At 75.4% G+C, this 23,501-nt stretch carries 14 protein-coding genes and 1 pseudogene; all 15 read right to left on the reverse strand.

Annotated elements, in window-relative coordinates:
- Positions 1-5 precede the first annotated feature (5 nt).
- Positions 6-4,985 (reverse strand): SAV_2336 N-terminal domain-related protein, encoded by a 4,980-nt coding sequence (locus ACIDOF_RS16410; protein ID WP_409006602.1) that lies wholly within the window; start codon positions 4,983-4,985, stop codon positions 6-8.
- A complete protein-coding gene (locus ACIDOF_RS16415) occupies positions 4,975-6,018 on the reverse strand; it encodes an AAA family ATPase (RefSeq protein ID WP_409006603.1) in 1,044 nt (347 codons plus the stop codon). Before ACIDOF_RS16415 ends, ACIDOF_RS16410 begins: the two co-directional genes overlap by 11 nt.
- Positions 6,019-6,077: 59 nt before the next feature.
- Positions 6,078-7,820: a trypsin-like peptidase domain-containing protein gene (locus ACIDOF_RS16420; RefSeq protein WP_409006604.1), complete on the reverse strand. Its 1,743-nt coding sequence runs from the start codon at positions 7,818-7,820 to the stop codon at positions 6,078-6,080.
- The gene (locus ACIDOF_RS16425; RefSeq protein WP_409006605.1) at positions 7,817-8,206 is read right to left on the reverse strand and encodes a CU044_2847 family protein; all 390 of its coding nucleotides are present in this window, start codon (positions 8,204-8,206) and stop codon (positions 7,817-7,819) included. Before ACIDOF_RS16425 ends, ACIDOF_RS16420 begins: the two co-directional genes overlap by 4 nt.
- Positions 8,207-8,630: 424 nt before the next feature.
- On the reverse strand, positions 8,631-10,133 hold the full coding sequence (locus tag ACIDOF_RS16430; protein WP_409006606.1) for an acyl-CoA synthetase: 1,503 nt from the start codon (positions 10,131-10,133) through the stop codon (positions 8,631-8,633).
- 135 nt (positions 10,134-10,268) lie between these two features.
- Positions 10,269-10,883, reverse strand: coding sequence for a hypothetical protein (locus ACIDOF_RS16435; RefSeq protein WP_409006607.1), 615 nt, complete (start codon positions 10,881-10,883; stop codon positions 10,269-10,271).
- A gap of 82 nt (positions 10,884-10,965) precedes the next feature.
- Positions 10,966-11,787 (reverse strand): FkbM family methyltransferase, encoded by an 822-nt coding sequence (locus tag ACIDOF_RS16440; RefSeq protein WP_409006608.1) that lies wholly within the window; start codon positions 11,785-11,787, stop codon positions 10,966-10,968.
- Complete coding sequence (locus tag ACIDOF_RS16445) at positions 11,784-12,023, reverse strand: Trm112 family protein (RefSeq protein ID WP_409006609.1); 240 nt, start codon at positions 12,021-12,023, stop codon at positions 11,784-11,786. The genes ACIDOF_RS16440 and ACIDOF_RS16445 overlap by 4 nt, the downstream gene beginning before the upstream one ends.
- Before the next feature lie 494 nt (positions 12,024-12,517).
- A pseudogene (locus ACIDOF_RS16450) lies at positions 12,518-13,435 on the reverse strand (hypothetical protein); the annotation flags it as partial.
- Between the two features lies 1 nt (position 13,436).
- Complete coding sequence (locus ACIDOF_RS16455; RefSeq protein WP_409006610.1) at positions 13,437-14,171, reverse strand: class I SAM-dependent methyltransferase; 735 nt, start codon at positions 14,169-14,171, stop codon at positions 13,437-13,439.
- Positions 14,168-15,520 carry a condensation protein gene (locus ACIDOF_RS16460; protein ID WP_409006611.1) on the reverse strand — a complete coding sequence of 451 codons (1,353 nt, stop codon included), beginning with the start codon at positions 15,518-15,520 and terminating at the stop codon, positions 14,168-14,170. Before ACIDOF_RS16460 ends, ACIDOF_RS16455 begins: the two co-directional genes overlap by 4 nt.
- Before the next feature lie 181 nt (positions 15,521-15,701).
- On the reverse strand, positions 15,702-20,096 hold the full coding sequence (locus ACIDOF_RS16465; RefSeq protein WP_409006612.1) for an alpha-(1->3)-arabinofuranosyltransferase: 4,395 nt from the start codon (positions 20,094-20,096) through the stop codon (positions 15,702-15,704).
- Positions 20,093-20,815, reverse strand: coding sequence for a class I SAM-dependent methyltransferase (locus ACIDOF_RS16470; protein ID WP_409006752.1), 723 nt, complete (start codon positions 20,813-20,815; stop codon positions 20,093-20,095). Before ACIDOF_RS16470 ends, ACIDOF_RS16465 begins: the two co-directional genes overlap by 4 nt.
- 98 nt (positions 20,816-20,913) lie before the next feature.
- Entirely contained in the window at positions 20,914-22,080 is a 1,167-nt protein-coding gene (locus ACIDOF_RS16475) for a glycosyltransferase family 4 protein (RefSeq protein WP_409006613.1), read from the reverse strand.
- A 312-nt stretch (positions 22,081-22,392) separates the two neighbouring features.
- Entirely contained in the window at positions 22,393-23,352 is a 960-nt protein-coding gene (locus tag ACIDOF_RS16480; protein ID WP_409006614.1) for a DUF3068 domain-containing protein, read from the reverse strand.
- Between the last annotated feature and the right edge of the window lie 149 nt (positions 23,353-23,501).

Consider the following 23,501-nt stretch of genomic DNA (forward strand, 5'->3'; position numbering starts at 1 on the left):
TGAAGCTAGGACCGGTCGGTGAAGCCGAGCAGGGCCTCCATCGATTCGACGACCACCTCGCAGCCCGCCTCCCGGAACCCGCGCCGCTCCCGCGCCCCGCGCGCGTACGCGACGAAGTGCAGGCCGAGCTCCTGGGCGGCCTCGAACTCGGCGACGGACGCGCCGATCACCGTGGCCGTGCGCAGCGGGTTGTCGAGCGCGTCGAGCGCGCGGCGCAGACAGTCCGGGTCGGGCATCAGCCGGTCGAGCCGGGCCGTACGGCCGTGGGCGCCGCCGCCGACGGGGACGTCGCCGTTGCGCCGCAGCCAGGTCCGCAGGGCGGCGGCCGACGTGTCGGAGACGATCGCGACGCCGCGCCGGGACCGGTGCAGCTCGGCGAGCAGGGCGGCGCCGTGCGGGTTGCGCCGGGCGCTGCGTACGGCCCGGAGCTCGATGTCGTCGAGGCGGCGGCGCAGGTCGTCGCCGAGGGGATGGCCGGCGTAGGTGCGGAGCACGTCGAGGGGGTGCACGCCGGTCTCGCGCAGGTGCCGGACGACGGGCTCGCCCGCCAACGCGCCGTCCACGTCCCGGTGTTCGGCGACGACGGCGAGCAGGTCCCGGGAGGCCTGGGCGGCGGACCGCTCGTCCGGGTAGAGGTGGGCGAGGGGGCCGTCGAAGGCGACGAGGACGGTGGTGGCTTCGGTGAGGGGGTGGATGCCGTCGGGGAAGGGGCGCAGGGCCAGGCCGCGCCGGATCTTCCGCTCGACGGGCGGTTCGTTGACGAGGCGGAGGATGCCGTGCTGGGCTGTGATCCGGGGCGACCTCGGTGAGCGGAGGCCTTTGCGGAGCGCGTGCAGGGCGGTCGCGGTCGCCTCCGGGGCGTACTGCCGGGTGATGCGGGAGGCGGCGTCGCGGAAGACGTCGACGAGCGTCTCGGCCTCCTGCCCGTCCGGGAGTTGCGGGCCGGTGCAGGTCCAGCTGAACTCGACGTCGGCCGTGAAGGGCCGTTTCGGGTACCGGCTGGGCAGGGAGAGGGTGCGCTGCTCCAGGCGGGGCGAGAGCTCCGGCGCCTGCCAGGTGCAGTACCGGGCGAGCGTGCCGGTGCCGTCGGCCGACGCCAGCGGGCGGAACAGGCGCGCGTCCGCGAGCCGGTCCCGCACGACCAGGCGGTCGTACAGCTCGGGGGAGACGGCGAGCGCGAGCGGCGCCCGGACCTGACGTTCCCAGACCTCGTCCAGGCCCTCGGGGCCGAGCCCGAGCAGGGCGCGGAGGAACACGGATCGGGGGACGCGGTCGAGGACGTCGCCGAGGTGGCCGACGGCCCAGTCGAAGAGGTACGCGTGCGGCTCGACCGCCGTGACGACCACCTCGTAGCCGTCCGCCGTCGGGTGCAGCACGGCCCTGCCCGGCCTCGGGCGGTTCTCCTGCAGCGACTGCCGGAGCACGCTGCCGAGGGTGGCGAGGGTGTCCGCGTCGTACGGCGGGCCCGGCAGGTCGACGCGCAGGCGCGCCTCGGTCCGCTCGGCGATCACCTCGATCTCCCGCGCGAGACGCCGGATCGCCGGGTCGACCTCTCTGGGCGAGCCGAGCTGCCGCTCGTACGCCTCGTACGTGGCGAGCGCTTCCTCGCGGCGGCCCAGGTTGCGCAGCGCGTTCATGCGCAGGCGGACGGCGTCCGGGTGGCCGGGGTGTGCGTGCAGGAGGTCCAGGAGGTCGTCGGCGGCGCGCCTGAAGTTGCCGGTGGCGTGGAGGAGTTCGGCGCGGGTGAGGCGGAGCTTCAGGGCCAGGTCCCGCATGCGTGCCCGCGCCTCCGCCGCGCGGTCCCCGGGGACGTCGGGCAGCGGCTCGCCGTCCAAGAGGGCGTGGGCGTCGTCGAGGAGGCGCAGGGCGTCGGCGGGGCGGCGCGCTTCGCGGGCGCGGAGGGCCTGCTTGAGGAGGCTCTCCACCTGCAGGACGTCCGTGGTGTCCCCGTCCCGGAACCGGAGGAACAGCCGCTGCCCGCCCTCGTCGGCCGCAGCCACGTCGGGGCCCAGCTCGTCCCATACGAATGCGACGGCCTCGCGGAGTTCCTCGCCGAACGCGACGGGCTCCTTGCGGCTGAGGGCCAGCTCGGCGAAGACGGCGCTCTCCGCAGACCCCGGCACGCCGACGGTCGTCACCCGCCGGTCCTCCTGGTACCGGGGCGGGCCGAAGAGGCGGTAGAGGCGGGGCGGGCGGGCGGCAGTCAGCTGAAGGCGCGACAGCGCCGGCAGAGCGCTGCCGTCGTACTCCATCAAGCGGTTGACGAGCACGGAGAGTTCACGGCGCCGGGCCTCGGGCAGGTCGACTCGCGTCGACAGTTCCCACACGTGCTCGCCGAGCTTGCGCAGGTCGTCGTCCGGGCCCCGTCCGGACCCGAACCCGCACAGCACCAGCCGGTCGTCCTCGGTGATCAGGACGTGCGAGGCGAGGAGGTCGCCGTGTTCGAGCCCCTCGCCCCGCAACGCTTCGACTCCCGAGCCGAGTTGACGGGCGAGGCGCAGAAACCGCTCCTGTTCCAGCCCCCGGTCCTCGGGCGCGAACTCCTTCAGGAACTCCCGCAGGTTCACCCCCGTGACCCGCTCCGTGACCAGGAACGCCCCCTGGTCCGTGGGGCCGCTGTCCAGGACGCGTACGAGATTCTCGTGCCGGAGGGCGCCGAGGCGGCGGACGCGGTCCGCGAAGTCCGGGTCGTCCGCGGCCACCCCCGCGAAGTGCTGGACCACCACCTCCTGACCTGTCCCCGCATGCCGCGCCCGCCACATCGTCAGGCCCAGGGGGCCGAGCGGGCGGTACGGCTCGGGGAGGCGGGTCGGCCAGCCGGGGCCCGCGCCGGACTGCAGGTCGGTCAGCAACTCGCGGAAGCCCAACGGGAGTTCGACGTCCCGGTCCCAGCGCTGCGTGTACGCCAGGTCGAGCAGGATGCCGCCGAGTGTCCGCAGGTCCTCCTCGCGGCTCCCGCGGCCGCCGGCGCGCAGGGCGAAGCCGCCGATCTTCGGGGTGCCGTCGGGCGCGACCAGGATGTTCTCGGCGACGAGCCGCCCGTGCACGATCCCCGCCTCGTGCAGCGTCCGCACCGCGTCGATCAGGCCGGTCGCCATGTCCTGGGCTTCCCGGGCGTGGGTGCGGTACGCGGCCAGGCTGGGCCCCTGCACGTACTCGACGACCAGGTACGGGTCGCCCCGGTGCGTGCACACGTCCAACACCCGGGCCAGGTTGGGGTGTTCGGGGAACGCGCCGGGCCAGCCGGAGACGTCGGCGGCGGCGCGGTGGACGACCACGGGTTCGCCCGTCCGCTCGTCCGTCGCCGACCAGTGGACGCCGCCCCGGCCCAGCACCCGGCCGAGGCGGTAGCGGCCGCCGATCAGCGGGGACGCGGGCGGGGCGCCGAGACGTCGCACGGTCTCCGGGGCCACCGTCGCGATCGGGCCGTCCGGCGGGGCCGGTTCGTCGCCGCCCGGCGTGCTCGCCGTGAACTCCGGCGCCGCGACCCCCGCCCGCGCCTCGATCAACTGCCCGGCGCGGGCGAGCAGTTGCTCCGTACGCCCCTGCGCCGAGCGCGGCAGGGTGTTGAGCAGCAGCTCCCGTACGCCGGGCCGGAACGCGTACGCCCCCGGGGCCGACCCGTCCGGGGTGTGGAGGAGGCCGCTGAGGACGACCTCGGCGAGGTGCTGCGGCCGCGGGTCCGGCTCGATCGCCGCCTGCACGAGCCGCATCACCGGCAGTTCGGGCCGGCCCACGGCCAGATGTCCGGCGAGCCGGAACGCCTCCGGCGAGGCCTGCGAGCGGAAGCGGAGGACCAGGTCGGTGGCGGAGAGGTCGACGGGGGACACCGGCCCGGCCCGCCCGGCCGGGGCCGGACGCGCCCCCAACCACCCGACCGCGCCCGGCAGTTGACGCCCGCCCGGGTCGGCGACCAGTTCCGCCCAGTGGCCCAGCCAGTCCGCCGTCGGCTCCAGAACCGGAAGGGGCAGCAGCGCGCCGTCCGGCCGGGGATCGCCGTCGTACGACTCGAAGTCCAGGGACGCGTTCGGGGCCGCCGGGGACGGGGACGTGAGGAGGCCGGGGGTGGTCGGCAGGGCCGTCGTGCGCCACAGGTGCTCCGGCAGTGGCTGGACCACGGCGAGCGGCATGCGCGCGGCCCAGCGGCGCAGCTGCGCGTACCAGCGGGTGCCCGCCGGGCCCGGCCGCCACTGCGGGCCCGTGCAGTCGCTGACGACGAGCGTGACCGTGCGGCCGTCGGCGGGGGCCGGGACGCCGGAGTGCTGGACGCGGCCGTCGGGGCCCGCGCGGTGCACGGCGACCGTGCGGAAGATGCCCGAATCGGCGAGCGCGTCCCGCAGTTCGCGGACGAGGGGCCGCCAGACCGGCATCGTCGGGCCGGTGTCGTGCACGAGGTCCAGGCGCAGCCAGCGCTCCGGGGCCGGGCGGAGGACCGGCAGCCACCAGGCGGGATGGCCGCCGAGGGTGGCGATGCGGTGCGCGGTGGCCCGCTCGTCGAGGACGTGCCCGGACGGGGCGGCCACGGTGCGCTTCAGCGGGCGCAGGGCGCGCTGCAGCGTCAGGGGGCGCGCGAGCATCGGGGGCGCCGGTACGTGCAGGGTGCGGTGGCCGCCGCCGTGGCGGGGCCCGTCCGCGCCGGAGGGGGGTGCGGGCAGGTGCAGGGGGACCCGCTCGTCCTCGCCGCACTCCGGCTCCGGCTCCGGGGCGTGCGGGGGAGGCGCGGGGTCGGGCTCCGGCGGCGGGGGCGGGGCGGGGTGTGGGGGAGGCGTGGTGCGCGGGGCGTCGTCCGGCGGTACGGGCGGTGCGGGCTCCGGGGGCCGGTCGGCGTCCGGTGCGCCCCCCAACCGGCCGGCCAGCCACAGCAGTTCGGCCAGCTCGCGGGGGCCGGGGCGTGCCGTGTCGCCCGCCTCGGCGAGCAGCTCGGCGAGGCGGGTGACGGGCGCGCCCGTACGGCCGGACGGCTCGGGGAGGCGGTCAGAAGACATCCGGCTCCTGCGCGCCGTGCGCGCCGCCTCCGTTCGCGCCCCCGAGGCGGCTCAGATACGGCATCAGCTGTTCGGCGAGCGCGTCCCGGGACTCGGCGGCGAGGCCCGCGGCGCCCGTCAGGTAGATCGCGTTGAGCAGCTGGTCGGTGGCGAGTTCGCCGCTGTTGCCGCGCTCCAGGAAGCGGGCGATCAGGGTGCGGGCGTACGCGTCCGGCTCGCCCAGGTGGGCGCGGACGATCGCCTCCAGGTGCTCCTCGGCGGGCCGGTGCAGGCGCAGCGTGACGCAGCGGCGCAGGAACGCGGGCGGGAACTCGCGCTCGCCGTTGCTGGTCAGGACCACGAACGGGAAGGCGTGGCAGCGCACCCGGCCGCCCGTCACGGGCACCCGCTCGTCGGAGCCGTCGACCATCACGTGCGCCTCGGGCGTGGTGCGGGCGGCGCGCAGCAGCTCCGGAATCTCGTACTGGCCCTCCTCCAGGATGTTCAACAGGTCGTTGGGCAGGTCCAGATCGCTCTTGTCGATCTCGTCGATCAGCAGGACGCGCGGCCGCCGGTACGGGAGCAGGGACGTGCCGAGCGGGCCGAGGCGCAGGTGGTCCTGGAGCTCGCCGCCCGTCGGCAGTTCCTGGGCGGCGGCCCGCCCGGCCGCGTACAGCCGGGACAGCGGGTCGTACTGGTACAGGCCGTCGGCGAGCGTGGAGCGGCTGGTGATGTTCCAGCGCAGCACCGGGCCCAGCTTCAACTCCCTTGCCACGGCGTACGCGAGGGACGACTTGCCGCTGCCCGGCGGGCCCGTCACCAGGAGCGGGCGGCGCAGGTACAGGGCCGCGTTGACCAGCTGCACCGAGTCGTCCGTCGGCTGGTACGTCTGTGCGCGGTGGGCGCCGTCCGGGGAGGCCGCCGCGATGTCGGCGGGCGGGTCGAGGGGGCTCGCGCCGCCGCCGTCGAAGGCCCGCCAGGGCGGTGGAGCGGGCAGTGCGTCGATGCCGTCGTGCGGCTCGGCGGCGCCGGTGTAGACGGGCCACTGGGACATGCGGGCTTCTCCTTCGTGATGCGGTCGGCGGGCCTGCGCCCGGTGCGTGCGGCGGGGCGTCAGCCGACCGGTGAGCGGCCGAAGCCGGCGGCCGGGTCCGGGAAGCAGCGCGGATCCTCCCAGAGCAGCGTCAGGTCCCGGGCCCACTCCTGCTCAGGATCCTGCCGCAACTGCCAGACTTCGTACGGGAGTTCAGCGGGCGCGCGACTCTCCAGATAGCTGTCGAGCGCGTCCAGGAACGAGTCGCCCGGGCACGGGCCGCCGCCGGCGTCGTGGTCGCCCTTGCAGCCGGAGTGCGGCCACAGGATGACCGGCACCGGCGCGTTCAGGCCCGCCTTCAACTGCTGCTTGGCGCGCGGCGCCTTCGGCGGGGCGGCGAAGCCGAGCAGGGCGGGGCGGCGTCGCAGGGCCTGGGTGAGCGGCACCTGCGCCTGGTCGCTGCCGCACTCCACCCGGTGCAGCACGCTGCCCGGCTGCGCGTCCAGGGCGCGCCACGACTGGTGCAGCCGGTGCTGCAGCATCGCGTCCCGGCGCCGCGCCAGGTCGAGGACGACGACCGGCGCGAACCAGCCGAGCGGCGTCGGATCGTCCTTGCTGCGCTCCCAGGCGTGCACCGGCTGGTTGATCCACTTCTTCGGCAGCGCGAACGCGATCAGCTCGTCCGCGCCGGGCGCGATCAGCCGGTACGCCTCCCCGATCCGCTCCAGGGCGTACGACCGGACGTCGGCGCGCGGCAGGGAACGCTCGCCGACGGGGTGCCGTTCGCCGCCCCGGCAGAGGGAGACCGAGACGATGAAGCGGTTCTGGTCGGCGCCGCTGTGGTCGATCTCGACGAGGACGGACTCCCAGGGCCGCGACGGCCCTTCCGCGGCCGGGCCGGGCGCCGCGGGCGCCGTGCGGGGCACGCGCGACACCGCCCAGCGGCGCAGCCGGTCCCGCGCGTCCGCGTCGCCGTCGGCGAAGTCCGCGAGCCGGGCCGCGAACCGGGCCGCGGCCTCCGGGTCCGGCACCTCCGCGAGCACGTACCAGGCCGCCGCCCACAGCGAGTCGAAGCCGAGCGGCGGCAGCGGCGGGCCCAGGCGGCCGACCGCGTCCCGGTAGAGCTGCTCGGGGCGGCACTCGGCGCCCGCCGCCTCGGCACGGGCGATCAGGGCCCGCAACTGCTCCTTGTCCTCCGCCTGGTACCGCCCCGTGGGGATCAGGTCGCCGAGCGGCGGCCAGTGCCGGGCGAGCGCGGTCGCGGGCAGCATCCGGCCGCCGCGCGCCTTCGGGTCCCGGTCGGCGGCCACGGCCATGCCGACGACCTGCAGGGTGTCCGCGCGGACGACGGCTGCGCCGCTGAAGCCCGGCGCGAGCGGCTGGCCGTGCGGGCTCCACGCCTCCAGCTGCACCCACTCGCCGGCGATCAACTGGTCGGCGGTGGCCCGGCATTCGGCGATCCTGCCCTCGTCGTAGTGCAGCGGGAAACCGTGCACGACGAGCTTCGGGGCGGGCGTGCCGTACGCGGCGGCGGGCGGCGCGAACTCGGCGGGCTTCACCGGGGCGGGCCGGTCCAGGGCGAGCACGGCCAGGTCGCCGGGGTCGAGGGTGCCGCCCGCCCAGCCGCCGTGCGCGACGACGGTCGCGGCGAACGTGCCGAGCCCGGCGCAGTCCGGGAAGGTGACGGTGATGGGCACGCCGTCGGCGGGGGCGTGCTCGGCGACGACGTGGGCGCAGGTCACGACGTGCCGCTCGGAGACGAGGAAGCCGCCGCCGAGTTCGCCTCCGCAGGCGACGCGGGCGTGCCAGGAGGCGCCGCTCATGCGCCCGGTCGCTCAGGCTGCCGGGCCTCTCGGGTCGGCTGGGGCTCCGGCCGCTGGTCCTGCTGCTGCGGGGACCAGGACAGCTTGACCAACAGGTGCCCCTCGACGGCCGACTTGGCGATCACCGCGCCCGCCTCGGCGGTCAGCTTCACGCCGAACTCGATCTCCACGGCGTCCGGGCGGAGGCTGCCGTCCCGGAACACCCGCAGCGCGGACTCCGCGGCCGCGCGTGCGCTCTCCAGGGAGCTCTCGAACGTACGGGACGCCTGGACCGCGCCGCCCTCGCCGCGGGCCGCGAGCCGGGCGCCGCCGACCGGCTCGTCCTCGGCGACGGCGACGACGACCCGCGCGCCGTCGGCCGCGTCGAACTGCACCAGGTTGTCCATGCGCCGTGCCCCCGTAGTCCCTATGTCGCGTGCTGCGTGGATCAACCACATTGTTGCGGACGCGAGTTGGGCCCGACAACGCGGCGGCGCCGCCTCCCCCTGGGACGAGGGGAGACGGCGCCGCGGCGTACTTCGCTCTGCGTCAGACCAGCCAGCCAACGAAGTGGACGACGCCGGCGAGGAGGTCGGTGAGGAAGTTCATGGTGGTGCTTCTCCTTGTGATACGTGCTGTGCGCGCATGAGGGACTCATACGCTCGGGACTCGCAATCACGGTCTGCAGCCCGTTGCTTGCGCTCCGTAAGCATCGTTGGTCACTTGGGTCCGATGCAATCCCAGACGCGACGACCACCTGTTCAAGGGAACACCTGCTCCCTTGTTCGTTTCCACGGGCAACCAGATCAGGTCACAAGGAACCGGCCAGGCTCAGCTCTCGGGCAGGGCGCGCTTCATGATCTTCCCCATGTCGTTGCGCGGGAGCTCCGCCAAGTACCGCACCACGCGCGGGCGTTTGTGGGGCGAGAGCTGCGCGGCCACATGGTCGGACAGCTCCGTCGCGCCGGGCGGACGCGCCGGGTCGTACGGGACGATCCATGCGACGACCCGCTCGCCGAGGTCCGGGTCGGGCTCGCCCGTGACCGCCGCCTCGCGGACGCCGGGGTGGTCGAGGAGCGCGTTCTCGATCTCGCCCGCGCCGATCTTGTACCCGCCGCTCTTGATCAGGTCCGTCGCCTTGCGGCCCACGATCCGCACGTACCCGTCCGGGTCCCGCACCGCCATGTCGCCCGTGCGGAACCAGCCGTCGGACGTGAACGCCGCGTCCGTCGCGTCCGGCCGGTTCAGGTACTCGGTGAACAGGTTCGGCCCGCGCACCTGGATCTCGCCGACCTCGTCCGGCGCGGCCGTCGGCGCCCCCGACTCGTCGACGATGCGCAGCTCGACCCCGCGCAGCGGCACGCCCACCGTCCCGGCGCGCGGCTCGGCGTCGGCCCGCACGCTGGTGTTCATCAGGGTCTCCGTCATGCCGTACCGCTCGATGACCCGGCAGCCCGTCGCGGCCGTGATGCGGTCGTGGTCGTGCACGGGAAGCGCGGCCGAGCCGGAGACCAGCAGGCGGGCCCCGGACAGGGCCTTGGCGAGGGCGCGGTCGCCGGGCAGGGCCTCGGCGATGCGGTGGTACATCGTCGGCACGCCGAACAACATGGTGGCCCCGGCGGCGAGTTCACGCGTCACGCCCTCCGTCGAGAACCGGCCCAGGTGCCGCACCTCCCCGCCGCGCCGCAGCGGCCCGAGCACGCCGAGGATCAGGCCGTGCACGTGGAACAGCGGCAGTCCGTGTACGAGTACGTCGTCGGCGGTCCACTGCCAGGCCTCGGCGAGCGCGTCGAGCGTCGCGGACAGCGCCCGGCGCGGCAGCACGGCGCCCTTCGGCGGGCCCGTCGTACCGGAGGTGTAGACGACGAACGCGGGCGAGTCCGGGTCCGGCTCGGGCGGCAGGACGGGCGCGCCCGCGCCCGCCCCGGCGGGGACGTCGGAGCCGGGCGCCTCGGCGGCCCGCGCCTCGGGCCGTACGCCGATACGGTCCAACTCGGCCAGCGCGGGCGGCAGTTCGTCGTCCGGCGCCGCGAGCACCGCCGTCGGCGCGCTGTCGGCCACGATGTGCTCCAGCTCGCGCGCCCCGACCTTCGGGTTCAGCGGCACCGCGGGCACCCCGGCGAGCAGCGCGGCCAGGACGCCGACCGCGGTCTCCAGGCTCGGCGTGGCCCACACCGCGACCCGGCCGGACGGCGCGCCGCCCAGCGTACGGGCCAAGGCCCCTGCGGCGGACGCGAGTTCCGAGTACGTCAGACAGCGCTCGCCGAAGCGCAGCGCGGGGTGCTCGGCCCCCGCGACGAGGTCCGGGAAGAGCGCCGGATGGGGAGAGCTCACGCGTCCTGACTCCTTGCTGTTCGTCCGTGGCACTGACGGTCTGGCTACCCGAGCCGACCCCGCCCACGCAACCCCTGGGGGTGACCTGTCCCACCAGCGGCGCAGCACGACTCCGGGGCCCGCCGCGCAGAGGGTTCACTCCCGTCCGGGCAGCCCCACGCGCTGCAGCAGACCCCAGGTGAACTCGGCCGCCACAGGCCGGGGCCGGCCACCCTCCTCGTCCGGCACGGAGAGCAGCAGACCCCAGCGCGTCGGCGCCGAGCCCTCCAGCGGGCGGGCCGGCGGGAAGGCCCGCGCGGCCTCGTCGACGGTGCACGACCAGGGGGTGAGGTCGGCGCGGGTACGCAGGCGCGGGGCCGGGGCGCCGGGGGCGCGGACCAACCACTCGTTCCAGACCGCGCCGTTCGGGGCGAGCAGCACCTCGAACCGCAGGTCGGGCCAGAGCGGCACCGGCCACAGCAGCGCCGCGCACTCCAGATCCCCGAGCGCGCGCCGCAGCCGCGCCTCCGGCGTGCCGAGCACCGACCGGTACCGGGACACGGCCGACCGGGCCCGCGTCGAGCGGACCATCGCCTGCCAGCGGCGGTTGGCCTCCCGCATCTCGGCGACCGTGACCCCGAGCACCCGCCGCGCGTCCTCGACGAGACCGGAATTGTGGTCGGCCATACGGCGCAGCAGAACGAGCTGAAAGTCCCGGGGGCCGAAGGGGTGCGAGGCGGCGGGGGAGGAGCGGTCCGGCATGCGTCCCATGGTGGCGTACGGGGCGGGCAGCGGGGTGGTCGTACGAGGCAGGGGCGCCGGGTGCTCGTGGGGCCCGCTCGCCTCGGCGTGCCTATCTCGCGTGCGCCCCGTGGCCGCGTACCGCCGCCTCGCCCGGTCGACGTCCGCCCGCCAGGAACAGCACCGAGTTGACGTAGCGCGGGCCCTTGAAGGGCAGGGCGCGGCGGAGGAGGCCGCGGTGGACGACGTGGGCGGTGCGGTGCTGGTGGGCCGCGAGGTCGAAGTCGTCGAGGGGGACCCAGGAGCGGCCGGGGAGGACCCAGCCGCGGTAGCCGTGCGCGGCGAGCAGCTCGACGACCGGGGCGGCGGGCTGGATGCGGGCCTCCAACTCGACGAGCAGCGCGGGGTGGTCGCGCTCCAGGAGCTCGGCGGCGCCGCGCAGCACGGGCAGTTCGTTGCCGTCGACGTCGATCTTCACGAAGTCCACCCGGCGGCCCGTCCCGTCGAGGCCGAGGCCGTCGAGCGGCAGGCACGGCACGTCCAGGGCGCGGTCGTGGATGTCCCGGCGCACCAGCGACGACACCCCGCGGTCGCCGCGCGCGGCCCGGTCGTCGTGCGGCAGCCAGAGGCGGGCCGTTCCGGGCCGGTCGGTGGCGGCGGCCCGGACGACGCGGACGTTGGCGGGCGTCGCCGCGTCCAGGGCGCGGGCCAGGTGCGGCACCGGCTCGACGGCGATCACCCGCCGGGCGCGGCCGGCGAGCCGCCGGGACCAGGGCCCGTACCAGCCGCCGACGTCGAGCGCGGTGTCGCAGTCGGCCGGGCAGAAGTCGCCGAGCCGCGCCAACTCCGGCTCGAACCGCGGGTACAGGGCGTGCGCCACGGCGCCGACGAGCCGGGCGGGCAGCAGCGGCCCGATGCGTGCGGCGACGGTCATGACGACCCGCCCCCTTCCCCGGAGGCCGCGGGTTCCAGCAGCTTCAGCAGCCGCTCGTGCTCCTCCTCCGGCACCTGTTCACCGGAGGACGGCAGGAGCTGGGGAATGCCGTCGAGCACGGGGTAGCGGCGGCGCAGCCGCGGGTTGTAGAGCGCCTCGTCCGCGCCGAGGAGGTGCAGGGGCCCCTTGTCGAGCGGGCAGGCGAGGATCTTCAGCAGCGGGTCGTCGGGGGTCATGTCGGGTTCAACTCCTCGTTGGGGGTGGGGGGTTGGGCGGTGCGGCCCGGTGACGTTCTGCGGTCGGAGTGCGGCGCCTCAGATACGGCCCCGGGGCCGGCCGGAGGTGAGGGCGTCCGCCTGGGCAGCGGAGGGCGGGGCGCGGACGCCGAGGGACTGAACCCCGCGCCCGACCCCCCGCCCGTGCCCGTGCCTGTGCCTGCGCCCGTGCCTGCGCCTGTGCCTGCGCCTGGGGTTGTGCCCGAGTTGGCGTCGGCAGACGGGCGATGGGCAGCGGTCCGTTGCTCGGGCCATGGGGCGGGCGGGGCTTGGGGCGAGCCACCCGAGGTCAGGTTCCCGTCCGCGTCCGCGTCCGGTTGCGTCGTCGCGTGCGGGTGCCGGGCCGTGGCGCGCAGGGGTGGGCGGGGGCCGGGGGGACCGGGGGCCGAGCCGGGGAGCGGGCGTCGGGTGGTTGCCCGCGCCGGTGGGCGCGGGCCGGGGGCCGCGTCCGGGTGCGGAGGGCGGGCGTCGTCCGCTGACGGCGGGGGTGTCGCGTCGTGCCGGGGCAGGGCGAGGAGGACCGTCACGGCGAGCAGCGTGCCGCCGAGCCGCAGGGCGAGCCGTACCGGGTCGTCGGGCAGCGTCTCGCCGAACGCCAGCGTGCCGAGCACCGCCGTGAACAGCGACGTCACCGTCGTACAGACCGGCACGATCAGCGACGCCCGCGAACGCTGCAGCGCCGCCTGCGACATCACCAGGCCGAACGGGAAGGTGAAGAGGAGGAGGTACGGGTACGGGGATGTCAGCAACTCCCGTGCCGTGTCCGCGAGTCCGGCCGCCGTCCAGGTCGTCGGCGCGCTGGAGATGCCCTTGATGGCGAGCGAGCTCACCCCGTACAGCAGCCCCACCGCCACCCCGTACGCCGCGCCGTTGGTCGGCAGCCGGTGCAGTCGGCGGGCGCGTCGCTCGGCCGCCGCGTACAGCCAGACGCCGACCGCGAGGGACGGGACGCAGACCAGGAGGACCAGGTGGGCCGGGGCGTGCAGGCTGATGGTGTCCGCGCCCTCCTTCAGGGAGAGCACGACCATGAGCAGGGCCACGAGGATCGCGGCGAGCGCGTACTTCTCCCGGCCCGAGGTCTGCTCGCCGAGGAGGAGGGAGGAGAACAGCACGAGCAGGACCAGGCCGGAGACGAACAGGCCCTGCGCGGCGGCGATCGGCAGCGTCCGGTAGACCGCCAGTTGGGCGGCGAACCCGGCGAGGAGCGCGAGCGCGCCGCCGATCCACAGCGGGCTGCCGAGGACGTGCCGGAGCAGCGCCAGCGGCCGCCGCGTCGACAGCGACGGCAGCCTGCCGAGGGCCCGCTTCTCCAGGACGAAGCCGAGGCTGGACAGCGCGTTCGCGAGCAGGGCCGAGGCGACACCCCACCACATGTCAGGTCCTGACGGCGTGGGCGAGCAGGATCGACGCGGCGCTCGGCCGGGCGCAGGCGAGCCGGTCCAGGGCCCGCAGCGGGCGCGGCACCCCGTGGAACGGCGCACCCGCGATCCGTACGACCCGGAAGCCTGAGGCGGTGAGGAACTCCCGCAGGGCGCGGGCCGTGTAGAGCCGCAGATGGCCGACGACCTCGCTGCCCGGCCGGCCGTGGATGCCGCGCAGGCTCACCTCGGAGAACACCGGCTGCACCCCGGCGAGCAGCAGCGCGCGGTTGTACCAGGCGGCCAGGTTGGGCGTGGACAGCATCAGATGCCCGCCCGGCCGGAGCACCCGGCGCAGCTCGTCGAGCGCGCTGTCGGGGTCGACGAGATGCTCGATCACCTCGCTGAACAGCACCGCGTCCACGCTGCCCGTCGCCAACGGGAGCCCGCCGTCGGTGAGTTCGCCGCGCAGCACGTCCGACAGGTGCGTGCGGGCGCGGCGCAGCGCGTCCTGCGACCAGTCCACGCCGATCACCCGGTGCCCGGCGAGCAGCGGGGCCGCCGCGCGGGCCGCCGTGCCGTCCCCGCAGCCCACGTCGAGGACGACGGAGGGGTGGGCTCCGGCCGGGCCGAGCGCGTCGGCGAGCATGCGGGCCTGGCGGAGGCTGCGGGCGTCCCCGGAGGCGACCGGCACGGCCGGGTTCTCGTAGAAGTCGCGCAGCCCGGCGGGCGGGGTGTCGGCGGTGCTCACGGGGCTGCCTCCTCGGTCGCGTGCAGGTACTGCTCGAACAGGTCCCGCAGGCGCGCCCCGTCGTCCGGGCCGAGCAGCGTCCGCGACCAGCGCAGGGCGAGGTGCAGCCGGCCGGCGGTGGACGCGGTCGTCACGGTCAGGCCGCGCGGCAGCCGGGCGGGGGCGGAGAACCACACGGCGTGCGCCCGGCCCGCGTCCCCGAAGTCCAGGGCGTACGGGATGCGGCCGATGTTGCTGAGCAGCGTCGTCGACGTCCACGGCCCGGCGGCCCGGCGCAGCGCCCGGGTCAGCGCGGCCCGCACGCCGACGGGCAGGACGGGCGCGGTGAGCAGCGCCGCCCCGTGCCCGAGCTGCGGCCGGTCCAGGGCCTTGAGCGCGCGGGTGCGCAACGCGGTCGTACGGAGCAGCTCGCCGATCCGCCGTTCGTCCAGCTCGGCGGCGGTGAACGGGACTTCGACGAGGCGGGTGCCGTTGCCGATGGGCATGTCCGCGCCGCGCGGCCGGTCGTCCACGGGCATGGTGATCCGCATCGGCCGCGGCGCCCGGCCGCGGTCCCGGTTCCAGCGGGCGATCATCAGCGCCGTCGCCACCATCAGCTGGTCGTTGACGGTGTACGGGGCGCCCTTCGGCCGTTTCGGCACGGGCAGTTCGGCGACGAGCATGCCGTTGCCGGGGTGCGGCTCGCGGTGCCGGCCGGGCGCGACGTGCGCGGGCCGCGCGAACCCGCCCGGCATGGGCACGGCGTCCCGCTCCGGCCCGTCGGCGGCGCGGACCGGGGCGGGGGCGGGCGCGTTGTCCCGGCCGCCGTACAGCTCGGCCGCGGTGGCGAGGACGCGCAGGCAGGCCGGGCCGTCCAGGGCGGTGTGGTTGACGACGAGGAACAGCACGCAGCCGCCCGGCCGTTCGGGGTCCCGTACGACGTCGAGCCGGACCGGGGGCGAGGCGTCCAGGGGCGGGGCCTCGGCGAGCGCCCGCCGCCGGGCGGCCTCAAGGGCGCCCGGCCCGCCCTCGGGGAACGCCACCACGGGCACGTCCGGCGCGGCCGTCAACTCCCAGACGTACCGCAGCCGTCCGGGCCCGCCGGGCGCCTCGCGCATCAGGATCCGCGGATGCCGCAGCAGCGCCTCGTTGAACGCCCGCGTCAGCCGCTCCTCGTCCACGACCCCCGGCAGATGCACCTCGATGTGCACGGTCTCCGGCTCCGCGTCCTGCAGACAGTGCCGAGCGATCTCGTCCACGACGGGGAAGGGCACGCGCCGGGGCGTGGCGGGCGGCGGTACGGGAGGTACGGGCGCTGCGGCGGGCTCGGGCGGCTCGGGCGGTACGGGGGGCCGTTCGACGGCGGTCATCGGTCCTCCCGGGGGAGATGTTCCGGTGCCTGTGCTCCAACTGGCGGTGCGGGCGGCGGAGTTGGGGGCGCTGGTGTCGGGCGGGAGACGTTCGGGAGGCGCGGGTCGCCCGACGGCGGCCCTGCCTGGGACGAGCGCCGCGGGGCGCTCGCCCCCGTTCCCGGCTCGGGTGCCGATGGGGTCATCGCGCCTCCCCCTGCTCGCCGGGCGGTGTCGGCCGGAGTCGGGGTCTGCGCGGGGTGACGGGGCCCGTCGGCGGGGCGGGCTGGGCCGTCGAGGGGGCGCGGGCCGACAGGGTCGGGCCGGACGTGGGGGTGCCCAGGGCCGGGGTCGTCGGGTCCGGGGTGCGGTGGCGTTGGGGCAGCGGCGGCATGGCGGCCGTGTCCCCTCCGCCCGGCCCCGGCTCGGGCCCGTCCGGCCGCCCGCCGTCGTCCCGGTGCCGCCCGGTCCGCTCCCGTACGGAGACGAGGGCCGCGAACAGGCCGGTCAAAGCGAGGAGTTGGGCCGTCGGCGAGAACGCGCCCACCCCGGCCGACGGGGTCGAGCCCGCGTCCAGGGCCGCCGTGACGCCCGCCGCCGCCATCGCGAGGAAGGCGATCGGCACGAGCAGCGCGCGCCGCCACCACGCGAGAACCGCGAGCACCGGCACGAGCAGCGCGAACGGCCCCGCGATCACCACGCCCACCAGGGTCAGGGCGACCGTGCCGAGCAGCAGCCCCGGCGCCGGAGGTGCCGTGACGGCGCCGCCGTCCGGGTCGGCCGCCCGGCGCCGGAACAGCACCAGGCCGACGAGCAGCAGCACGCCCACGGCGCCGCCTGCGATGCCCGCCCGGTACGTGCCCGCGGGCTCGAACTCCAGCTCCACCGAGCCCCCGGCGCCCTCCGGCACCAGCCAGCCCTGCTGCCAGCCGTCGAGCCGCACGGACGTCAGCTCCTCGCCGTCCAGGGTGGCCGTCCAGCCCTCGTTGACGTTCTCGTACGTCGTCAGGTACGAGGCCTCGCCCGCGCCGACCGTCAGGGTGCGGCGGTCGCCCGACCAGTCGCGGACCCGCACGTCCCGTGGGGCGGCCGACGGTTCGGCGACCGTGCCGCGGGTGAGCGTCACGTCGGTGATCGCGAGCGGCCCGGCGTCCCCGGCCTCGACGCGGTGCGTGCCGCTCGCCAGGTCGACGCTGCCGTCCTTCTCGTCGCCCGCGCACAGCGTCACCTCGATCGGCCTCCGCTCCACGAGGTCGCGGACCGTGCCCTTCGCGGACGTCGCGTGGTACGTGCCGTCGACGGAAAGGACCGGCCCCTCCCCGCACCGGAGCCGGAACGTCCGGTCGGCGTCGGGCTGCTTGGTGCGGTACTCCTCCAGGGCCGGTACGTACACCTCGGTCAGGCCGACCGGCAGTTGCAGCTTGTCGTCGGCGACCGGGTTGTAGAGGGTCAGCGGGGCCGTCTCGGTGACCGTGATGTCGAGCCGGTCGGTGGTGATCGGGTCGAAGCGGGCCTGCCCGTTCTCGTCGACCCCGGCGACCGTCGCCCCGTCCGGCGAGCTGATCTCCACCTTCGTGGGCCGCGACGAGAGGCCGCCGGCCGCCGCGAGCACGATCTCGTCGACCGGCTTCTTGTCCGGCCAGCGCAGATGGATCACCGACTGCCTGCCGCTGCCGCCGGCGATCCACGCCGTCGTCAGGTCGCCGTCGGTGAGGTTGCGCGGCGAGATGTTCGCGCCCATCCGCGCGGTCGAGCCGGCGCTCGCCTTCAGCTGCTTCTTCTGTTCGGGCGCCACCTTGTAGAGCAGCTCGTCCAGTTCCCGGCCGGGGATCGCGACCGCGCTCGCCTTCACCTCGTACGCGCCGGGCGTGCCCGTGGTGATGCGGCGGTGCAGGCCGTTCTCCGTGCCGGACGGGTTGAGTCCGCCCGGGTCGGCGTTCCGGTGCAGGGCGAAGCGGGTGGCGTCCGCGTCGGCGTCCCGCGCGTCGGCGGGCAGGCTGAGCATCCGCGTGACCTGCACGTCGGGCACGGAGATCTCCGCGAAGCCCGCCCCGGACAGGCCGGGCCGCGAGCCCTGCGTCGCGAGGATCGTCACCTTCAGCCAACTGCTGCTGCCCGCCGGGGCGTTGATCCTTTGCCGCTGCCCGTTCGGCTGCAACTGGCTGACCTCGGCGCCCTGTTCGGTCTCCACCCGCACCTTCGTCGGCGCGGGCCGCACCCCGTTCTGCGGCAGCGGCGTCACCGCGAGCCGCCCGGGCACGTCGACGGCCTCGTCGAACGCGACGCGCAGCCACTCGCCCTCCGGGGAGCCCGCGCTGCCCTCGGCCCAGCCGGTGTCCGGCGAGCCGTCGAAGGCGTTCACCGGGTCGTACTGCGGCAGGTGGAACAGCCAGTTCCCGGACGACGACGCGGTCACCGACTTCGCGCCGCGCAGCGCGGCCGTCGTCTGATGCCGCACGCCCTCGGTCGGCAGGATCTGCTTTGGCTCCTTCCCGGCGTCCTGCACGCTCCCGCTGTGGTTCCGCTCGTCGGGGGTGTACGGGTACGACGTGTTGGCGTTGACCAGCCCGAACCGGGTGTCGGCCCGGCGCAGCCCGTCCCCGACCGCCTGCAGCGGGGCCTTGCCGAGGCCCGGGTGGTGGTCGCCGGTGAGCACGGCGGGCCGGTTCCGCATCGACGGGTCGGCGGAGAGCGGCAGCAGCGACTCGGGGCCGCCGCTGACGACGGCGGTGTCCGCGACCGGCTTCAGGCCCGCCCGCCCGGGCTCCTGCGCGTCCGCGGGCCGGTAGATCTCCACGGCCCGGCTGCGCGGGTAGAGGCCCTCGACCTGGATCGGGGTGTCGTCGGCGATCCGGCCGCCGGTGGTCTGCGGCCCGAAGCCGGTGACCCGCTCGTATCCGGACGCCTCCAGGGTGCGCTTCACGGTGGCCGTCGGCACGTACCCGATCTGGTCCGGGTCGAGGTCGTTGCGGACCACCACGTAGTGCAGGCCCGCGCGTCCCAAGTAGTCCTGCAGCCCCGGGACTTGGCCGCCGGTCTGCAGGGCCTGCTCGACGGCGTCCAGGGCGCGTCGGTTGCCGGGCGCGCCGAACGGCACGTAGTCGCGCTGCGCCCAGCGGGACCCGGCGAGCACGTCGAGGGGCTGGTCGATGGGCGAGCCCCAGGTGTAGATGCCGTGCGCGGTGGCGGGCACGACCAGGGCGCGCGAGTCCGGCGCGTGCTTCTCCAGCCAGCTCGCCGTGGACTTCCAGTGGTTCGGCAGGTCCTTGAACGCGCCGGGCTGCAGGATCGAGCCGTTCACGTACGGCAGGACCAGGCCGGGCAGGACCAGGGCGGCGGCGATCAGCGGGGCGAAGCGGCGCGCGCGCAGCGGCCGGGCCCCGCGCGCGACCGCGGCCACGCCGACCAGGTGCGCGAGCCCCAGGACGAGGGCGAGCGCCAGGCCCGACTGGAACTTGTAGATGTTCCGGAACGGCACGAGCGCCCCGTCGAGCAGTGCCTGCACGGTCCCGTGGAACGGCGCCCCGAACGAACCGCCGTACCCGGCAAGGGTGATGAGCGCGACCGACAGCACGGTCAGGACCAGCCAGCGCCGCTCCGGCAGGTCGCGCCGCGCCAGCCCGGCCAGGCCGAGCGCCGCCGCGAACCCGGAGCCGACGACCGCGAGCCAGGCCGTGGCGACGGTCCAGCCGGCGGGCAGCCAGGCCTCGCCGAAGTGCAGATACGCCACCCAGTTGCCGGCGCCGCGCAGCGTCTCCGTCGCGGACATGGTGTCGGTCGTGGTCTGCGAAGTCTCCACGTACGCGAGGAAGTTCTCGCCGTACATGCCGAGCAGCAGCAGCGGCACCACCCACCAGGCCGTGGCGAGCAGCACGCCCGGCACCCACCAGGCGATCAGCTTCCGCTTGCGGGCGCCGCCCGGCCGGGACAGCAGGAACAGACCGACCGGGAGCAGCGAGGCGAGCACCGACGCCGCGTTCACGCCGCCCATGAACGGGATGGCCACCGCCGACCTGAGCGCCGCGACCCGCGCGCTCACCGCGTGGTTCGCCAACGGCAGCAGCACCCACGGCAGCACGGCACCCGGCAGCGCCGCCGCCGACGTCGAGCCGACGACCACGGTGTACGTCGGCCACAGCGCGTACGCCGTCGCCGCGAGCAGCCGGGACTTCGACGAGCCGACGCCGAGCCGCTCGGCGAGCCGCAGTGCACCCCAGAACGCGGTGGCGACGATCAGCGACATCCACAGCCGCTCCGCCAGCCACACCGGCAACTGGACGAGGTCCGCGAGCCCGTAGAACGGCAGCGACGGGAACGCGTACCCCACGTACTGGTTGAAGATCCCGCCGAACCCGGCCTCGTCCTGCCACAACCGGCCCAGGTCGCCGAGGAACCGCCACGGGTCGGTGGCCACGCCCAGCTTCGTCTCGAACGTCATCCGGCCCGGGGCCGCCGCGACGAACAGGACGAACGCCACGGCCCAGAAGCCGACGAGCCACCACCTGGACCGTGGCCCCGCGGGCGGCGCCGGCGGGGCGCCCGGGGTGGGTCGGGGCGCCTGGGGAGGCAGCTGTGGAGCCTGGACCGTGCTGGTCATGGACACCGCCGGAGAAGGAGAAGAAGGTTCCAGGTGGCGAACTCGCGGAGCACCGGCACCTTCGGCACGGCCTCCGCGAGGAACGGCCAGTAGCGGGACCTGGCCGACAGGACACGCACGTCGTCGCGGGCCCGCACCTGCCGGAGCGTCGGCCCGACGTGCACGGCGAACAGGTTCTCGCCGAGGGTGTGCTTGGGCGGGCCGCCGGTGCGCCGCCGGTAGCGGGCCACGGCGCGGTCGGCGCCCAGGTAGTGCCAGGGCGCCCACTCGTGGCCGCCCCACGGCGACCACCAGTTGGTGAACGACACGTAGATCAGCCCGCCGGGCCGCGTCACGCGCACCAGCTCGCTGAGGAACGTCGCCGGGTCGTCGACGTGCTCCAGGACGTTCGAGGAGAACGCGACGTCCGCGACACCGTCCGCGAGCGGCAGCAGATACCCGTCCGCGCGCACGGTCCCGGGAGCGGGCTGTGCGCCCAGCTCCCCGGCGTCCGGCTCGAAGAGGTACGCCTGCGCGCCGCGCCGCCGGAACTCCGCGGTGAAGTACCCGGCCCCGCCGCCGACGTCGACGACGGTCCGCCCGTCGAGCGGCCCGTCCACCGCCTCGACCTGATCGGCGGCGTCCCGGGCGAGAAGGGTGTAGGCGCGCTCGGGGTCCTGCTGCTCGCGCAGGAAGGCACGGAAGAGGGTGAGGGACCTTTTGAAGGACGGGTCCTTCAGTGGGGGAAAATCAGCCCGTCCGGCGCTTGAGGACGAGCCCGAAGGGCGATCGGGGGCGCCTGGGGGCGGAGCCCCCGGACCGGTGCGGTGGTCGGCGGTCACCTGTCCCTCCGCGCCTCGACAGCCTCGACCGCCACCTCACGGAAGCGGCTCACCGTGTTCGCCCAGCGGTAGTCCGCCGCCCGGCTCGCGGCCGCCTTGCCCATCGCCGTACGCCGCTCGGCGGACAGCGCGAGGGAGCACCAGGCCGCGGCGAACGAGGACTCGCCGCGCGCGAGGACGCCCGTCACGCCGTCCTCGACGGAGTCGCGCAGGCCCGGCACGTCGAAGCCGATCGCCGGGGTGCCGCGGGTCGCGGCCTCCGTGACGACCAGGCCCCAGCCCTCCACGGCGGAGGGGTGGAGCAGCAGCCAGGACGCGCACAGCAGCCGGTGCTTCTCGGCCTCGGACACATGGCCCGCGAACTCCACGCCGGGACCGGCGAGTTGTTCGAGCCGGCCGCGCTCGGGACCGTCGCCGACGATCACGAGCCGGCCGCCGGTCACGGGCCGCACCCGTTCCCAGAGCCGCAGCAGCAGGTCGATGCGCTTGTACTCGACGAGCCGGCCCATGGCGAGGAACAGCGGTTCCTCGGAGCGCGGTTCGAGCGGGCCCGGGTCGTCGACGCCGTTGTGCACGACGCGGATCCGGTCGCCCGGCACGCCGATGTCGCGCAGCGCGTCGGCCGTCGACGGGGACACGGCGACGAGCAGGTTGCCGCGTTGCGCCCCCGACAGCGCCCAGTGCTCCAGGCGCCGGCCGAGCCGGGCCGCGGGGCCGGGGTAGCGCATGCCCCACAGCTCGGTGTGGACGTGGTTGACCAGGCACAGCGTCGGCCCGCGATGCCACAGCGGCGCCAGGTACGGCATGCCGTTGCAGACCTCGACGAGCAGATCGCAGTCGCCGACCTGCCGCCCGAAGGCGGAGCGCGCCCGCAGGTAGTGCCCGAGGTCGCCGCCCGCCGAGACCACGCGGTAGTCGCGGTACGCGGCAGGGCCGCCGCAGAGCAGCGTGACCTGGTGGCCGTGGCGGGTGAGACCCCCGGCGAGCTGGTCGACGAGGAGTTCGGAGCCGCCCGCGGCCGGGTTGCCGAGGTCGCGGCGGGACAGGAACACGATCCGGCGCGGGTGCGGGGACCGGTCGCCGGGTGGTGGTGCGGTCAGCGGTGCCGGAGCCTCCTCGACCGGGTCCGGGGCGTGCAGCGTGGGAGGTACGTGCTGGGGCATCCGTGCTCCAACTCGTCTCGGGGTGCGGAACGAATGTGGGGGTGAGCGGGACCGCACGGGGGCGGGGTGGTGCGCGGTGCGGGTGGTCGTGCGCGGTGGTGCCGGGGACTTGCTCTGGGGATCCGTACGAGGGCCGTACGGAGGTTGTGCCGATCGCCTGATCTCTGTGGTGTCGCTGTGTCCGTTCGGTGTGTTCGGTGGGTGGGGGTCGACAGTTTTCGCCCCGGCGTTCGATGCGGCTACTCACCGAGGTGACAATTTCGGGCCCGGTTCCCGCCGCCCGGTCATCACTTCGTGCGGGAATCCAGGCATTCAGTCCGACACTTCGCCCGCGCCCTGGGGACGCACCCGCCCGCGTACGACCATGAGGCCGCCGGTCGCCGCGAGGAGCAGGCCGAGGGCCGCGGCCCCCAACGGGACGGTCTCGCCGAGCAGTTGGAGCCGGCCGCTGTCGTTCCGAGCGAGCGCCACCTGCGCCTTCTGGGTCTTCTCGGTGAACGCGATCTTCCGGCTGTCCAGGAGCACCACGGCGTCCTTGTCCGAGCCGGGCTTGCGGAGCGTCTTGCGGGGCCCGATCTGCGCGTACACGATCCGCCCGGTGCGCCGGTCGGCGACCAGCTCCACGCCGTGGTTCGCGTACCACTCCTCGGCCAGCACCTGGCTCGCCTTCGACCCGACGAGCCGGCCCGGCACCTGCCGCGTGCCGGTCTTCGTGGCCTTCACGGAGCCGGTGAACCGCAGCCCCTCGTAGCCCTGCACCTTCTTCGTGCCGCTGAACTTCAACGGCACGGTCGCGCCGAGGGTGTTGTCCCACCAGCGGTACGTGCGCTCCTGAACGTCGAACGGGAACTTCAGGTAGGCCTCGCCCTCGAAGTAGGGCTGCTCGTCGCAGCAGTGCACGGGCGCGTTGGTCCTGCGGTCGGTGACCCAGCGCTCGGTGGTCCACTGCAGCGAGTCGTGCGGGTCGGCCGCGGGCAGCGACTTGTCCGGGTCGACCGAGGTGGACACGTCCCACACGGCGTGCTCGTCGCTGCTGTCGGCGACGTCGCCGCGCACCTGCCGGGTCACGGTCAGGTCGGCGCCCTCGACGGTCTTGACCTTGTCGGTGTCGAAGTAGGCGCCCCTGCCCTCGAAGACGGTGACCGTGTCGATGTCGAGCGGGGTGCGCTTGGCCCGCGGCTCCACGTACCAGGCGAGCAGCGGGGCGAGGACGAGCAGGAAGACGCCGGCCCCGAACAGGACCAGCGAGAGAGGCGAGGCGGTACGGCGCATCCGGGCACTCCAGGAGTTCGGGAGGCCGCTCGACCGGCGCGCGGGCGCGGCGGGAGCGGCAGCGGGTGAAGGCGTGTGACGTGGCACACGAAACGTGGAGCGGGCCCCGTTGGTCGGCGGGGCGGAAGAGCGCAGGCGTCTGGCCCGGG

It is taken from the genome of Streptomyces sp. Da 82-17 (assembly GCF_046098215.1).
GTDB lineage: Bacteria > Actinomycetota > Actinomycetes > Streptomycetales > Streptomycetaceae > Streptomyces.